Below are 14,802 nucleotides of genomic sequence, written 5' to 3'. Positions count from 1 at the left end.
CCAGCCAATCTTGTGCTCCGCCCTGCGCCTTCGCGGAAGGCTCCCGTTGCCCTGAGCCGCCACAGCCGATTAGTCGCTGCGCCCAAACGAGCGGCAACGTCCCCACTAGGGTGAGCAACGCAGGATTCGCACCACGAAAGGCAGGTATGTCAGCGCAGGGCTTGGGCAATTTCATCTGGTCGATCGCGGATCAGCTCCGTGGGGTCTACAAACCGGCGCAGTACGGCACCGCGACCCTGCCGTTCCTCATCCTCCGCCGCATGGAGTGCGTACTCGACGGGAAGCGCGACGACATCCGAGAACTGGCCGCATCGTCACCGAACCCCTCGATGATGGCGGCGAAGCTACGTCGCAACCACGGCCTCCACTTCTGGAACACGAGCACCTCCACCCTCAAGTCGCTGCTGGGCGATCCCGCGAACCTGGCGGAGAACCTCATCGACTACACCTCAGCGTTCTCCGGCAACGTTGCCGACATCTTCGACCGCTTCGCGTTCGACAAGACGGTTCACAAGCTCGCCGAGAAGGACCGGTTGTTCCTCATCGTCGAGGCGTTCAGCGACATCGACCTCCACCCGAACAAGGTCTCGAACGCCGACATGGGCGAGGTGTTCGAGCACCTCATCTTCAAGTTCTCCACCGCCTCCAACGAGACCGCCGGTGAGCACTTCACCCCGCGCGACGCGATCCGCCTCATCGTCGACCTCGTCCTCGCCCCGGACGACGACCTACTCGCCACGCCGGGGGCCGTCCGCTCGATCTACGACCCCACAGCTGGCACCGGTGGAATGCTCTCGGTCGCGGAGGAAGCCATCCTCGCGATGAACCCCAAGGCAAAGGTGACGCTTGCCGGGCAGGAGCTCAACGACGAGTCGTACGCGATCTGCAAGTCCGACATGATCGGTAAAGGTCAGGCCGTCGAGGCGATCCAGCTCGGCGACACACTCCGCGAAGACAAGCACGCCGGCAAGACCTTCGACTACTGCCTCTCCAACCCGCCCTACGGCGGCGACTGGAAGGCGTCCGAACAGGTTGTGCGCGCAGAGCACACCAGGGGTGGCGGACGATTCGACGCGGGCCTCCCCCGCATCAGCGACGGACAGACGCTGTTTCTCCAGCACCTCGCAAGCAAGATGCGTCGCGCGAAGTCGAGCGACGCGAACTCGGGTGGACGAGCCGGCATCGTCCTCAACGGCTCGCCACTGTTCACCGGCGGTGCCGGGTCGGGCGAGTCGGAGATCCGTCGCCACCTCATCGAGTCCGACCTCGTGGACGCCATCGTCGCCTTGCCGACCAACATGTTCTACAACACCGGCATCGCGACGTACGTGTGGATTCTCGACAACCACAAGCCCGCCGAACGACGCGGGAAGATTCAGCTCATCGACGCGACGAGCCGCTGGACGAAGCTGCGCAAGAACCTCGGCTCGAAGAACCGCGAGATCAGCGAAGCCGACCGCGCCGCGATCGTGCGCATCTACGACGCTTTCGACGACAGCGAACAGTCCAAGATCCTGGAACCCGCCGACTTCGGCTATTGGGAGATCACCGTCGAGCAGCCCCTTCGCCTACGGTTCGAGGTCACCGACGACACGCTCGAGGCGGCGATGTCGACGAAGGCCGTCACGAAGCTCGACGAGGCAGACCGCGAGGTCATCCGCACGGCCCTTGAGTCGCTGCGCGGCCAGACCTGGATGAACCGCGACGCGTTCACCAAGGCGCTTCGCCTGGCTTGCAAGGACGCCGGCCAGACGTTCGGGGCACCCGTTATCAAGGCCATTTGGCGGGCTGTCGGCGAGCACGACGATGACGCCGAGGTGTGCACCGACACCAAGGGCAACGTCGAGCCGAACACCGACCTGCGTGACACCGAACTCGTGCCCTTCCGCGACACGATCGACGCGTACTTCGAGCGCGAGGTGCTCCCGCATGTCCCCGACGCGTGGGTCGACACGACCAAGACGAAGGTCGGGTACGAGATCCCCTTCACGCGCCTGTTTTACAAGTACGTCCCGCCACGCCCGCTCGCCGAAATCGACGCCGAACTCGAGGTGCTCGGCAAGGAGATCATCGCGTTGCTGTCGGAGGTGGAGGGATGAGCCAGGTTGTGCAGCCGGTCGGCTTCCCCGCCCGATGGCGAACCGCACCGGTGTGGACGCTATACAGACGTACGGCACTCAAGGGGCATTCGGTTGAGCCCCTACTCTCCGTCTACCGGGACTTCGGAGTGGTGCCACGGGGATTCACCGACGACAACTGGAATCGAATCCCCGAGGACTTGAGCGGGTATCCCTTGGTGAGGCCCGGTGATCTGGTTCTCAACAAGATGAAGGCCTGGCAGGGCTCGCTAGGCGTATCCGCGCATCGAGGCATCGTGAGTCCGGCCTACTTCGTGTTCTCCCCGCTGCGCGATGACTTTTCCCAGCCGTTCTTGCACTACTTGCTGCGCTCTCGCCCCTTCATCGAGTCGTACGGTCGCATGTCCGGTGGAATCCGAGTCGACCAATGGGATCTCGATCCGTGGGCCTTCTCGCGGCTACGGCTGCCACTCCCGCCCCTCGCCGAACAGCGCGCCATCGCCGACTACCTCGACCGCGAGACGGCCAAGATCGACGCGCTCATCGCGAAGCAGAACGAGATGATCGAGACGCTGCGTGAGCGACGTGATGGAGTCGTCGAGCAGGCGGTAGTGAGTGGACTGCGCGAAGTTCCATCCACTGCTTCTCGGATTGCGTGGCTAGTTGGGGCACAGGTTCCAACGACATGGAAGACGGTGAAGGTCTCGAGTCTCATTTCGCTTTCGTCTGGGACCGGAATCACAGCGGAAGAGATCGACGACTACGGTCCGTTTCCGGTGTACGGCGGCAACGGAAAGCGCGGATACACCGATGCGTGGACTCACTCTGGCCAACGTCTCCTGATCGGGCGTCAAGGAGCACTTTGCGGCAACGTTCACCTGGTCCAGGGTCGTATCTGGGCAAGCGAGCACGCTTTGGTAGCGGCGGCTCATCGCAAGCTGGACTGGCGTTGGCTCGCCGCCATGCTTCGAGTGATGAACTTGGGCCAGTATTCGACCGCTGCGGCCCAACCCGGCATTTCAGCGGGTGTGGTCGGGAAGCTGAGACTTCCGCTTCCCCCACTGGAAGAGCAGCGCGAAATCGCTGACTACCTCGACCGCGAGACCGCCAAGATCGACACGCTCATCGCCAAGGTGGAGCGCCACACCGAACTCGCCAAGGAGCGTCGCTCGGCGCTCATCACTGCGGCCGTCACCGGCCAGATCGACGTCACGAAGGACGCAGCATGAGTCAGACCCACGAACTCACCTTCGGTGGCGAGATCTGCGCGCACCTCGAAGCGAATGGCTGGCTCGTCAGCCAGAACGACGCCGGCTACGACCGTGAGCTCGCGCTCTTCCCCGACGACGTCATTGCGTGGCTCGAGGAGACGCAGCCAGAGCAACTGGCGAAGAAGATCAAGCCGTCGATGTCAGAAACCGAGAGGGCGAAGGCGCGCAACAAGCTCATGCGTGCGCTGGCTGACAATCTCAATGCGCCCGACCCGCAAGGCGGTGCCCTGCAGGTGCTCCGCACCGGCTTCAAGAACACGCCCGCGACGTTCACCATGATGGAAAAGCGCCCGGAGCGGACGGCCAACGCGAAGGTCAACACCCGATACGCGGCAAACCGCCTGCGCGTCATGCGGGAAGTGCGCTATTCAACGAAGAACGAGAACCGCATTGACCTCGTGCTCTTCGTCAACGGCATTCCTGTCGCCACCGTCGAACTGAAGACCGACTTCAGCCAGTCGATCGACCACGCCAAGCGGCAGTACATGAACGATCGCCCGCCGCCCGGTGAACCCCTCCTCATGTTCGGCATCCGTGCCCTTGTCCACTTCGCTGTCTCGAACGACGAGGTGTGGATGACGACCCGCCTCGACGGCAAGAACACCCACTTCCTCCCCTTCAACCGTGGCGACAACGGCCACGCCGGAAACGGACCGGACGAAGACGGCAGCACACCCACCACCTACCTGTGGCGGGACGTGTGGCAGCGCGACCAGTGGCTCGACATCCTCGGTAAGTTCATTCACTACGAAACCGACAAGGGCGTCGACCCCAAGACCGGCAAGCAGAAGGTCTCCAAGGCGCTCATCTTCCCGCGCTACCACCAGCTCGACGCCGTGACGAAGATCGTCGCCGACGCCCGAGCACTCGGGCCTGGCCAGAAGTACCTCATCCAGCACTCCGCCGGCTCGGGCAAGACCCGCTCCATCGCGTGGACGGCACATCGCCTCGCGACGCTGCACGACGCGAACGACGACAAGGTGTTCGACACCGTCATCGTCGTCACCGACCGCACCGTGCTCGACGATCAACTGCAGGAAGCAGTGCGTCAGATCGAACCGGCCTCCGGCATGGTGGCCACGATCAACAGCAACGAAGCCGCGAAAGCCCTCACGGACGGGGATTCGACATCGAAGTCGTCGTACCTCACCAAGACGCTCGCGTCGGGCAAGCTCATCATCGTCGTGACGATCCAGACGTTCCCGTTCGTCCTCGACAAGATCGCTTCCGAGAACTCGCTCAAGGGTCGACGTTTCGCCGTCATCGCTGATGAGGCGCACTCCTCGCAGACCGGCCAGACCGCGGCGAAGCTCAAGGAGGTGCTGTCCCCCCAGGAGATCGCCGACATGGAGGACGGCGGCGAGGTGAGCGTCAACGATCTCCTCGAAGCGAAAATGGCTGCGCGCGGAGATACCGACAACGTCTCGTTCGTCGCGTTCACCGCGACGCCCAAGGCCCGCACCCTGGAACTCTTCGGGCGCCCTGACCCGGCCACGGACAAGCCGCGCCCGTTCCACCTCTACACGATGGCGCAGGCCATCGAAGAGGGCTTCATCCTCGACGTGCTCGAGTCGTTCACGACGTATGACACGGCGTTCCAGCTGGCCACGAAATCGGGCAAGGCCACACCCGATTCCGCTGTCGACGCGGACGGGATGCTCGTCGACGAGACGGTGGCGACCAAGGGGTTGATGCACTGGGTGAAGCTCCACCCCACGAACATCGCCCAGAAGGTGCAGATCATCATCGAGCATTTCGAGGCCAACGTGAAGGACCTGCTTGACGGGCAGGCGAAGGCGATGGTCGTCACCGATTCACGTAAGGCGGCGGTGCGGTACAAGCACGCCATGGATCGCTACCTCCAGAGTCACCAGATTGAGGCCTACACGTCGCTGGTCGCGTTCTCCGGTGAGGTCGACGACCCCGAGACGCCTCAGAACGCGCGTGAACTCGTCAAGGGAAACGCCAAGCACAGCGAAAGCACGATGAACCCCGAAGGCACGCGCCACCTACGCACGGCCTTCATGGGCGACGAGTACCGCGTCATGATCGTGGCGAACAAGTTCCAGACCGGCTTCGACCAGCCGCTGCTGTGCGCGATGTACGTCGACCGCAAGCTCTCCGGTGTCACGGCCGTGCAGACGCTCTCCCGTTTGAACCGAGCGAAGAGAGGCAAACGCACGATGGTGCTCGACTTCGTTAACTCGGCCGACGACATCCTCGCCGCGTTCAAGCCGTACTACGAAGAGGCCGAGATCGTCGAGACGACGGACCCGGACGCCATCCACCGGCTGCAGCGCAAGCTCGACGCCTTCGGTCTCTATGACGAGGACGAGGTTGAGAAGGTCGTCGAGACCTATGTGCGACGTAAGGGCAACGCGGCCCTCGCCGGAGGGTTGACGCCCGTGAAGAAGCGCTACGTCGAGCGACGAAAGGCCGCTCGCGCATCGAAGGACAAGGTCGAGCTCGAAGCCCTGGCCATGTTCCGTAAGGACCTGCGTTCGTTCGTGAAGCTGTACGACTTCCTGAGCCAGGTGCTCAACTTCGAGGACACCGACGTCGAAAAGCGCTCCATCTTCTACCGACTCCTGTCGCCGCACCTACGCGACGACGATGAGACGGTGACGGTTGACTTCTCCGACGTGACGCTTCGCAACATCGCCACGACGAAAAAGGATGACAACAAGCTCGACCTGTCCAAGGGCGAGAAGGTCAAGCTCAAGCCGGGCGGCGAGGCCGGCACCGGCCAGCAGAGCGACCCGAAGATGGTGCTGCTCGACGAACTCGTCGAACGCCTCAACGAGCGGTTCGCCGGTGAGGGATTCAAGGACGACCAGGTCAAGGCATGGGCCGGTGGCATCCTCGCCGAGATGGAAGCCGACGAGGATCTGCGTGACCAGGCCCAGGCGAACTCCGAGGACCAGTTCCTCGAGAGCACAACCCTGCGCGACGCCCTCGTACTCGCTGTCGGCGACTCCCACGACGCGCAGGAGCGCATGGCCGAATTGCTCAATACCGATGACGCGGTCGAGAGCACCCTCCTCGACGTGATCGGCCGGATCCTCTATCGGGAGTTGAAGGAGGCTGCGTGAGCACGGGCCGCCACCGCAGAAGACAGCGATCCCAAGAGACCCGGGTTCTACCCTCTGTCAGACCTCCGTGTCAGACTGTTTTCGAGCGAACGAGAGAGGGTTTGCCATGAGCATGATGATTACGCACACGAGTAATGAGTTGCTCGACGAACGCCGAGAGCTTGTTGGTTGCCTGAAGATCTCGGAGGCGGAACTGCGTGCTTTCGCTGCGTCTTGGCAGTTGTCGAGCGAAGAGGCCCGAGTTCTCGCGCGGCTCGACCAGATCGCCTTCCTGCTGGGCGACGACGCTTGAACGCACTAGAGGAACTGCAGCGGGCGGCCAGCGCCTTCGCAGATGAACTCTCCGGTACCTTCGCGGGTGTTCTCGGGTCCAGCACCCCGGAATTCGTTGCGGAGAGCGGCCCCAAGCGCCCCGACTCGACCCGCGTCGTGGTGCACCCGCGAGACGGCGAGGAGATCATCCTCACCATTGACGCACAACCCGCCCTTCGCCTCACATGCGATTTTTGGTGCTCGTGGGATCATCGAGAGAGCTTTCTCAAAGTCATCAGGTCGGCCCTCGCTGTCCACCCTTGCAGCAGCCGGAGCGAGCCCCTGTTCCGATACGACTACGAGTCGATGATGAGCGACGCGTTCCCGAGCGCACATCTTCAGATTCATGCTCACCGGGACGAGTTTCTCTACAGTCTCCTCCGGGGGAAGACGGGGAAGGCCAAGGTACGCGCTCAGGGGGCACTTGGGATAGGTGGCCGCGAGCCGCACCTGTCGCAGGTCCACTTCCCGGTAGGCGGACCTCGGTTTCGCCCTGCCGTTGAGGATGTCCTACAACTCCTCATTGCCGAGTTCTGCATCGACACCGAGCCAGAAGCCACCAAGCTTTTGGAGGCAGCCCGAGTGCGCTGGCGCCGACGTCAACTTCAGGCAGCCGTGCGTGACTCACCGGAGACGGCAGCAGACATCCTCACCGACTTGGGTTACACCGTCACCCCGCCAGTGGGCGGGGCTCCTGATGAGCGCCTGACCTGGCTGACACACGTTTGACCCCGGCCCGCTCAGCACTCGCTGTCGGTGTCACCCGCGACACACAGGAACGCGTGGCCGAACTGCTCAACACCGATGACGCAGTCGAGCGCACCCTTCTCGACGTGACAGGCCGGATCCTCTACAGGAAGTTGAAAAAGAACTGACGAGATCCGCGCCTAGCTCCCGCTCACGACCCCCAACGCCTCGCGTGCGGTCACGATCGCCTGCCGCTCTAGTTGCCGAATGCGCTCACGGGTGACGCCGAACGTCTGCCCGATGGCATCGAGCGTTTCTGGGTCACCTGTGACCATTCCTGCGCGGCGGCGAAGGATGTCTTCAGATCGGTGTCCGTGGGCGTCGAAGACTGCAGAAAGGACTGTTTCCGTGACTATTCTCAGGTCAATTCTTTCTTCAAGACCTTCTATAGTCGGGCGCTCCTCAGGAAGTTCAGCAGCCCTCGGCTCGTCCTCGATGTAGGGAACTGGGGACAACCAGAATCTCACCTTGAGAAGCTCGTCACGCGACCAATTTCCATCTATCAGTGAAGGTGTGCGCCACGCATCACGCCAGGTGACATCAGCCTGAATAAGCGCGCTCCGGAGGGCAGCCAGCTCCTCCCACACATGAACGGGAAGTCGGATAGTTCGCCCCTTATTAGCAAGGGCGCGGCTCATTGACTGGCTAATCCATCTACTTGCATAGGTAGAAAATTTATTGCCTAGCCGATAGTCAAATTTTTCGACCGCGTGGATCAACCCTAGATTCCCCTCCTGAACCAGGTCGAGGAATTCTAGGCCAAGACCAGAGTATCGCTTGGCCAAGCTAAAAACTAGCCGAAGGTTTGAGTTAACCATCGCTTCACGAGCTGCGGCACCAAGCTCGACAATTTTCTGCAAATCTTCTCGATCGACCCGCCCATTCAGATCGTGATCCAGCAAATATTGCGCAAATATGCCAGCTTCGATCCGTTGCGCCAGTTCGACTTCATCTGCTGCTGAAAGCAGCCTGAACCGGCCAATACCTTTTTTGTAATCTTTGATCGAATCATGCGTCGCTCCGCCGCTACGCAGGGTCGGTTCGGGACCATCGGTATCATCCGCGAGAGACCAAATGAACTCTTCGTCGTCCGTCGCGCCTGGTGTCGGCCGAATCGGAGCAGGCGCAGCAGAAGGTTCCACCCCGTCTGAGGGGTCGTGAACTTCAAGCTCGCCATCGCCAGAGGACTCAGCTGCTTGGAGCTGTAAATCGAGTTCTTCTGTGTCGTCCACCGCCGACACACCACCGCCCAAGAAGGCTCGCAGGGGCGCAACGCCCTCGGACGACAGATTGATGCGCAGAGTTTCGCGAGCGAAGGGAAGCATCTCCGCAAACTCGTTCTCGCTGTCCTGGAGGTTGTCGGGGTCCTCCGCGGTGTTCCGCGCAAAGACGACGATGAAGCGCGCACCCCGACCGTCGCTCTTCTTCCGAACGATGCGTCCGAGGCGCTGAATGGCTTGGCGCCGGCTTCGGCTCCTCGCAAGCATGATGCCTAGGTCTACGTCGGGAACGTCTATTCCCTCATCGAGGATTCGCGGTGCAGCGAGAGCAGGGAGATGTCCATGGCCGAGTGCCACCAAGTGTTCCTCACGCTCTTGGTCCGTCGTTCCGCCGTGGATACTCTCAGCAGCGCAGCCCTGCGCTTTCAACACGTCGGCAGCCTTCTCCGCTGAGGCAGTAGTCTGCGTGAAGATGAGCGTTCCGCATCCGTCTCGGATAATATCGGCCACTGCCGCCAGGAGTTGCTGCTTCTGCGCGGCGTCCGCCAACACGGCGCGCCGATCATTGAAAGCGGCCAGGTATGCCCTTGCTTCACCCCGTCCGTTGTCGTACGACTGTGCGAGCTGCTGAACGGCACTCAGGAATGCCAAAGGATCCTTATCGTTTAGCCCGTGGCGTGAAATCAGGGTATAGCGGGCCGACCGGACGCGATCGTCCGCCTCCGCATAGACATCACGTTCGCGTTCCGTGAGGTCGACGGCGGCGAACGCGATGGAGTACGGCGCGATAACGGCTTCCTTGAGGGCCTGCTCGTACCCCAGCTTGAAGACGACGCTCCCGAAGAACTTCATCAGCGTGTAGTCGCCGAAATCGCCACGCTCGACCGTTGCCGAAAGTCCAAGTCGCCAGCTGTACTGCTCGGTCAGCGCGCGCGAGTATGTGTCTGCTCCAAAGCGGTGGCATTCGTCAGCGATGAGTAGCGGTTCTTCCCCTGTCCGCAACGGGAGGGAGCCGTTCTGACGAACAACACCCTGGACGGTGCTCACCAGAATGTCCCACGAACGTCGATCGCGCTCCTTCGAGATTCGTGCACTCGGAAAGGCGTCGCGTAGGACGCGCTGCCACTGCTCGACCAGAACTTTGGTTGGCGCGAGGACAACAACGCGCCGCTGTTCCGCACGAGCCAAGGCGATGGCGGCCAGACCGACTCGAGTCTTCCCCGCACCCGTTACGGCTTCCACCACGCCCCGGTGAGTTGCGGCTTCCCACGCTTCCAAGGCGTGACGTTGCCACGCATAGAGAGACAAGGAGTCGACCGTGGCTTCTTGATCCGCCTCGCCTGCGCCGTCATCACTATCGGCCGCGTCGAGGAGCCCCAGTTCACGACGAAATCGCCTCGTCGTCAGCTGATCGCGTTCCTCCTGAATCGCCGCCAGTCGCTGCTGCAACTCCTCCAGCTGACTTCGAACGAAGGATTCTTCCGCATCAAGCTCCGCCAGCGCAGCCGCAATGTGATTTCGCCGCTGGGCCGGGTATTTCGCTTTCGTGCCGTCCGACTCGTATCTCGCCATCGTTCAACTCACAGGAGGGAGTAGGCACGCTCAAGGTGCGCGGCAAGGCGCTTGGTGCGCTTCCGACGACCGAAGGTTCGTAGGACGATCCTGTCCACTTCAGTGTCCGTCATGCCCACGTTCTGCTCAGTGACGATGCGAATCGCGTTGGCCACCTCAACGGGACTGATGTGCTCGAAGTCCCGGTTGGCGTTGCTGTCGCTCGGCCTGAACTCACGCCAGGACATCGGATCTGCACTGGTGGGCCAGACGAACTTGTCATCATCAACAGTGAGCCCGCTCTGACGAATCTGGTAAGTGAGCTTTCGTCGACGATCTGGGTGGAGCTTCCGAAAGCCAAATGATTGCGCCGTCAGTGTGGCAAGCCGATCAATGTGGATGGGTCCCTCGAAGTTGGCGATCTCCACGGCGACGGCCCGCACCTGCTCCTTGGCCCGTTTCGTTCGCATGGCATCCAAGACGGACGGATCACCGACTGCGACGACGAGCCACGGCTGGAAGACAGAACGCTCCGAGCCGATTGTGGGGGTTCCCTCATCGCTGTCTCGGCTGAGAACGGCCGGCTCAGGCTCGACAAATTCGGCCTCGACAGTGCCCCCGATAGAGCCGACGCCCTCAACGATGTCAGTCCTCAGTTCGGGAGCTGCAACGTTCCCTTCCTCGAACAGAACCTTGAGGACGTCGTCGCGATACCCAGAGGCGGTCTCGGCGCCCTCTTCGTCGCCGAGAGCTTGCAACAGTCGCGCGACGAAGTCGTGAGACCGCCACACATCGATGGTGGCGAACTCACCGAAGTGTGCCCACTGGTTGCGAACAATGCGCAGCTCACTGCCGAGAGCGCTCACCCGACGCGTGTGGTCGTCGAACGGGAACCCCAGCGCCCCCAATCTCTCAGTGATGACGCGCAACTGTGATTGCAAGTCCGATGCACCGTACGTACCCACAGATTTCCCACGCATCCGGTCCAGTTCTTGAAGGATCGTCGTCCAGGGCAAACCGTGGAGGTGCGGAGCGAGCCGACGCTCAACAAGCGGCTCAAGTCGATCGGCCAGATGTTGGAGACCTTGGTCGACCGACTGCCGCGCATCGAACACTATGAAGCACCCCTTCATGACAGTCGTTCGCGTTTGAAACGACTCCCGAAACGTCCCTCGCCCCGCTCGGGGCGGGACTGGTCCCACCAGTATGGGTGAACGGCGGCCCTGAGGAGTGCAATTCAACTGGACAGCAACAGGGCTCGCAGCGGGCACAGGAACCCCTTTCGTTGTGTCGTTGATTGCACCGCATCGCTCCTCCCAATTGGATAGCTCCGCGCTCTAAGTTCGACTCATGGCCTCCCGGACTGCCTCGCCAAATGACGTTCTCGATCACTGGCGGCTGATCGAACTGTTCAGCCCCCAGTCGGTCCCTAGAAAGGCGCCTTCAGGTACGCCGCGAGTGGCTGACGTCCAGCCTCAGGACCCGCTGCCGTGGTTCACCCTTCCCGAACCGAAGGAGACCTCCAGCGGCGTGGCTCGCGTCTGGCAACACACCGTGTATCTCGGCGTCTACGCCATCAGTGACATCTACGAGGTCCTACATCGATGCTTCCCGGCGGACGCGGACGCCTACGACCCGAGACCCCTGGGCGAAAGTGCCTGCGCCGCCCTCGTCGTTGATGAGAGCGGACGGCTCATCCTTGACTCGGCAGTGTGCTCTACCGCCGCATGGGCACTCGGCCGCATCGCGAACTCGTCCTCCCCTGATCTCAGCCCAGATGCCTTCCGGCGTGCCCAGGCCGACTTCGTCGCGGGTATCGATGCATTGCTCGGCAGCGTGAAGGACGAGAGGAACGCTTCGGAGGCGCTCCCAGTCGACGCTGAAATCCTCCAGGGACTGTTGGACCAGGCCGTCCGGGCCACCGGGACCGGTGACTTGGAACAGATTCGAGTCCCCAAGATCCGGATCAAGTCGCAACTGGTTCGGCAGAAGGATGCTGGCGATCTTCCCTCATTCGACTTTCTCAACAGCTTCTACCTCGAAGAACTCGAGACTGTGTCCGAGTCGGAGTGGAGCGCTCCCTTGCGGCACCTCCTGACTCCGACGGAGCAGTTGGATAAGGCAAGCCGAGTTGATGTCGTAGCCGACCCCGAGGCTCTCCTCGAGTGGCTGCATCCGGCGTACCTGCGTTCGGGCCGGTGGCCGTCCCGTGTCGAAGAGCCGCTCGCAAGCTCCCAGCAGTTCGCCGTGAACTTTGCACTGTTCGGTGCGGCTTCACAACCGGGCGTTGTGCCCGTCAACGGGCCACCCGGAACTGGAAAGACCACGATGCTCAGGGACCTCGTTGCCGCGAACGTCACTCAGCGGGGCTCTGCACTTTCCGAACTGCCTCACCCGAATGAGGCTTTCACGGGGAAGAAGTTCACGTTCAACACGGACCAGTACAGCCAGACCGTCCGTCAGCTTGACGCCAGCCTCACCGGGTTCGAAATGGTCGTCGCCTCCAGCAACAACGGTGCCGTCGAGAACATCTCCGAGGAGTTGCCGCAGGCATCAAGCATTGCTGAGCGGTGGAGATCGGATGCGAACTACTTCAAGGACTTGGCGACGCGTTGCTTGAACTCGACCCAGGGTGGTGACTCGACGCCGCCAGTCGAAAGCTGGGGCCTGATCGCGGCGAAGCTCGGTCGCAAGTCGTACCGCGGCGACTTCCGTTCCAACGTGTGGTTCAGTGACAGACATCACGACCTCCCCGGCCTGGACGCCCTATTGAAGACATGGGAAGACGGAGTTGATGTCCCCTCGTGGTCGGACGCTCGCCGCGATTTCCAAGCCGCACAGAAAAAGGTCGATGATCTTGTGTCGCTGGCTGTTGCTGCCCAGAGCCGGATCGCCCGCGTGGCCGAGCTCCAGGCAGACATTGTCGCCCTTCAATCCGAAGGGGAGCGTCTTCAAGCTGCGTTGCATGAAGCCCAACGAGCCGAGTCGGCGACCGCCGAGCAATGTGCCACGGCGCGCCAGGCACATGAGGAGCGCGCCGCAGCATACGAAAGGCAACTGCACCTCAAGCCCTCCTGGCTGGAGAATCTCGGCACCTTCGGAAAAGCCGGAAGCCGCTGGCGAGACTCTTTGACTCCCCTCTCGAATGCCCTCGGTGAAGCAGAGGCGACGCTTGGCTCTGTACGCGACCAACTGCACCGAGCTCAGGGCAATCAACGCTCCCTCGCAGACCGAAGTTCACAGGTCGGGGAAAGGCTGGATTCTCGCGTGTCAGAGCTCGACCGTCTTGCGAAGGACGTCGAGAACGACCGCAGAACGTTCGGGCGGCACTACCCCGACGACGATTGGCTCCAAGACAACTATCGGCGCGAACAGCACGCACCCTGGCAGACCGAAGAACTCAACGAAGCTCGCTCAGAGCTCTTTCTTTCTGCGCTGTCGCTTCACGTGGCGTTCCTGGCAAATGCGCGGGTCCGTCGGGATCTGCGGGCCGCCATGTTTGTCGTCGCAGGGGATGCACCCGCTGATCTGGATGAACAGGCACGCCTGGCGGCGTGGCAACTGTTCTTCCTCGCGGTGCCCGTGGCATCGAGCACATTCGCGTCCCTCGGCAGAATGTTCCAAGGCGTTGGACCTGAGTCGTTGGGCTGGTTCATCATCGACGAGGCGGGGCAGGCGTCACCCTCTGCTGCTGTGGGCGCCCTTTGGAGAGCCCAGCGAGCGGTTGTTGTCGGTGATCCAATGCAATTGGAGCCAGTCGTCAGCGTGCCCGTCCGGGCAGAACACGACATCGCCGCCAGGCACCCCGTTAGCCCGGCATGGTTCGTAACGGAGCAGTCGCTCCAGAAGCTAGCCGACCGCGTCACCCGATTTGGTACGGAGCTCACTCAGGGCCCGGAGCGACTGTGGGTCGCTTCCCCTCTCAGAATCCATCGCCGGTGCGACGACCCCATGTTTACGATCTCCAACACAATCGCCTACGAGGGAATGATGATCCACGGCTTCAGTGGGAAGCCTTCAGCTGTCGATGGGCTACCGCCTACTCGATGGCTCCACGTACCCGCCAGTGACACCGCCTCGCACCTACAGCGGGCGGAAGTCGGTGTTCTGCGCCGCGAGATCGACCGCGTTTGCGCCGTCGAAGGTCTATCGCCCCAGGACATCATCGCCATCTCTCCCTTTCGTGCGGTCGCGTCTGAACTTCAGAAACTCGAAGAGGACTATCCCGGACTCGTAAGTGGCACCGTCCATCGTGCCCAGGGAAAGGAGGCGGCAGTCGTCTTCTTCGTCCTTGGAGGTGACGCAAGCAAGCCAGGCGCAAGACAATGGGCTGCCGCGAAACCGAACCTGCTCAACGTGGCAGCGAGTCGAGCGAAGCGTCGACTTTACGTCATCGGCGATCGCACTGCTTGGCGCACTCTCCCGCACTTTTCGACAGCCGACGCGTTGCTTGCGCACACGGACACTCAGGAAGAACGCGATCTAGGAGAGGGCGGACTTAGGGCCACAGTAGATGGGTTTGCGTGACCTA

The 14,802-nt window shown here is 62.0% G+C and carries 8 protein-coding genes; 6 read left to right on the top strand and 2 right to left on the bottom strand.

Annotated features, from left to right (window positions below; genetic code table 11):
* Positions 1-146: 146 nt before the first annotated feature.
* From AA983_RS06935 to AA983_RS06915, 5 genes are all read left to right on the top strand, one after another.
* Positions 147-2,099 (top strand): class I SAM-dependent DNA methyltransferase, encoded by a 1,953-nt coding sequence (locus AA983_RS06935; protein ID WP_047311501.1) that lies wholly within the window; start codon positions 147-149, stop codon positions 2,097-2,099.
* Positions 2,096-3,307, top strand: a complete 1,212-nt coding sequence (locus AA983_RS06930; RefSeq protein ID WP_082128776.1) for a restriction endonuclease subunit S — start codon at positions 2,096-2,098, stop codon at positions 3,305-3,307. The genes AA983_RS06935 and AA983_RS06930 overlap by 4 nt, the downstream gene beginning before the upstream one ends.
* Positions 3,304-6,441 (top strand): type I restriction endonuclease subunit R, encoded by a 3,138-nt coding sequence (locus AA983_RS06925; RefSeq protein WP_047311500.1) that lies wholly within the window; start codon positions 3,304-3,306, stop codon positions 6,439-6,441. The genes AA983_RS06930 and AA983_RS06925 overlap by 4 nt, the downstream gene beginning before the upstream one ends.
* A 106-nt stretch (positions 6,442-6,547) precedes the next feature.
* Positions 6,548-6,733: a hypothetical protein gene (locus AA983_RS06920; RefSeq protein ID WP_047311499.1), complete on the top strand. Its 186-nt coding sequence runs from the start codon at positions 6,548-6,550 to the stop codon at positions 6,731-6,733.
* On the top strand, positions 6,730-7,482 hold the full coding sequence (locus AA983_RS06915) for a hypothetical protein (RefSeq protein WP_052946963.1): 753 nt from the start codon (positions 6,730-6,732) through the stop codon (positions 7,480-7,482). Before AA983_RS06920 ends, AA983_RS06915 begins: the two co-directional genes overlap by 4 nt.
* Before the next feature lie 158 nt (positions 7,483-7,640).
* Here the strand turns inward: AA983_RS06915 and AA983_RS14790 are convergent, their stop codons facing one another.
* Both AA983_RS14790 and AA983_RS06900 read right to left on the bottom strand, forming a co-directional pair.
* On the bottom strand, positions 7,641-10,292 hold the full coding sequence (locus tag AA983_RS14790) for a sigma-70 family RNA polymerase sigma factor (protein WP_052946962.1): 2,652 nt from the start codon (positions 10,290-10,292) through the stop codon (positions 7,641-7,643).
* A gap of 8 nt (positions 10,293-10,300) precedes the next feature.
* Positions 10,301-11,386 carry a Swt1 family HEPN domain-containing protein gene (locus tag AA983_RS06900; RefSeq protein WP_197078980.1) on the bottom strand — a complete coding sequence of 362 codons (1,086 nt, stop codon included), beginning with the start codon at positions 11,384-11,386 and terminating at the stop codon, positions 10,301-10,303.
* Between the two features lie 343 nt (positions 11,387-11,729).
* Between AA983_RS06900 and AA983_RS06895 the strand changes: the two genes are divergently transcribed.
* A complete protein-coding gene (locus tag AA983_RS06895) occupies positions 11,730-14,798 on the top strand; it encodes a DEAD/DEAH box helicase (protein ID WP_052946961.1) in 3,069 nt (1,022 codons plus the stop codon).
* Positions 14,799-14,802: the final 4 nt, after the last annotated feature.

This window comes from Dermacoccus sp. PE3 (assembly GCF_001021715.1).
GTDB classification, from domain to species: Bacteria; Actinomycetota; Actinomycetes; order Actinomycetales; family Dermatophilaceae; genus Dermacoccus; species Dermacoccus abyssi.
The sequence above is the reverse complement of the archived record's forward strand: the minus strand, read 5'-3'. Positions and strand labels throughout refer to the sequence as shown.

Excerpts from the sequence above, each read along its gene's own strand:
- AA983_RS06935 (WP_047311501.1), top strand. The coding sequence starts at position 147 with ATGTCAGCGCAGGGCTTGGGCAATTTCATCTGGTCGATCGCGGATCAG.
- AA983_RS06930 (WP_082128776.1), top strand. The coding sequence starts at position 2,096 with ATGAGCCAGGTTGTGCAGCCGGTCGGCTTCCCCGCCCGATGGCGAACC.
- AA983_RS06925 (WP_047311500.1), top strand. The coding sequence starts at position 3,304 with ATGAGTCAGACCCACGAACTCACCTTCGGTGGCGAGATCTGCGCGCAC.
- AA983_RS06920 (WP_047311499.1), top strand. The coding sequence starts at position 6,548 with ATGAGCATGATGATTACGCACACGAGTAATGAGTTGCTCGACGAACGC.
- AA983_RS14790 (WP_052946962.1), bottom strand. The coding sequence starts at position 10,292 with ATGGCGAGATACGAGTCGGACGGCACGAAAGCGAAATACCCGGCCCAG.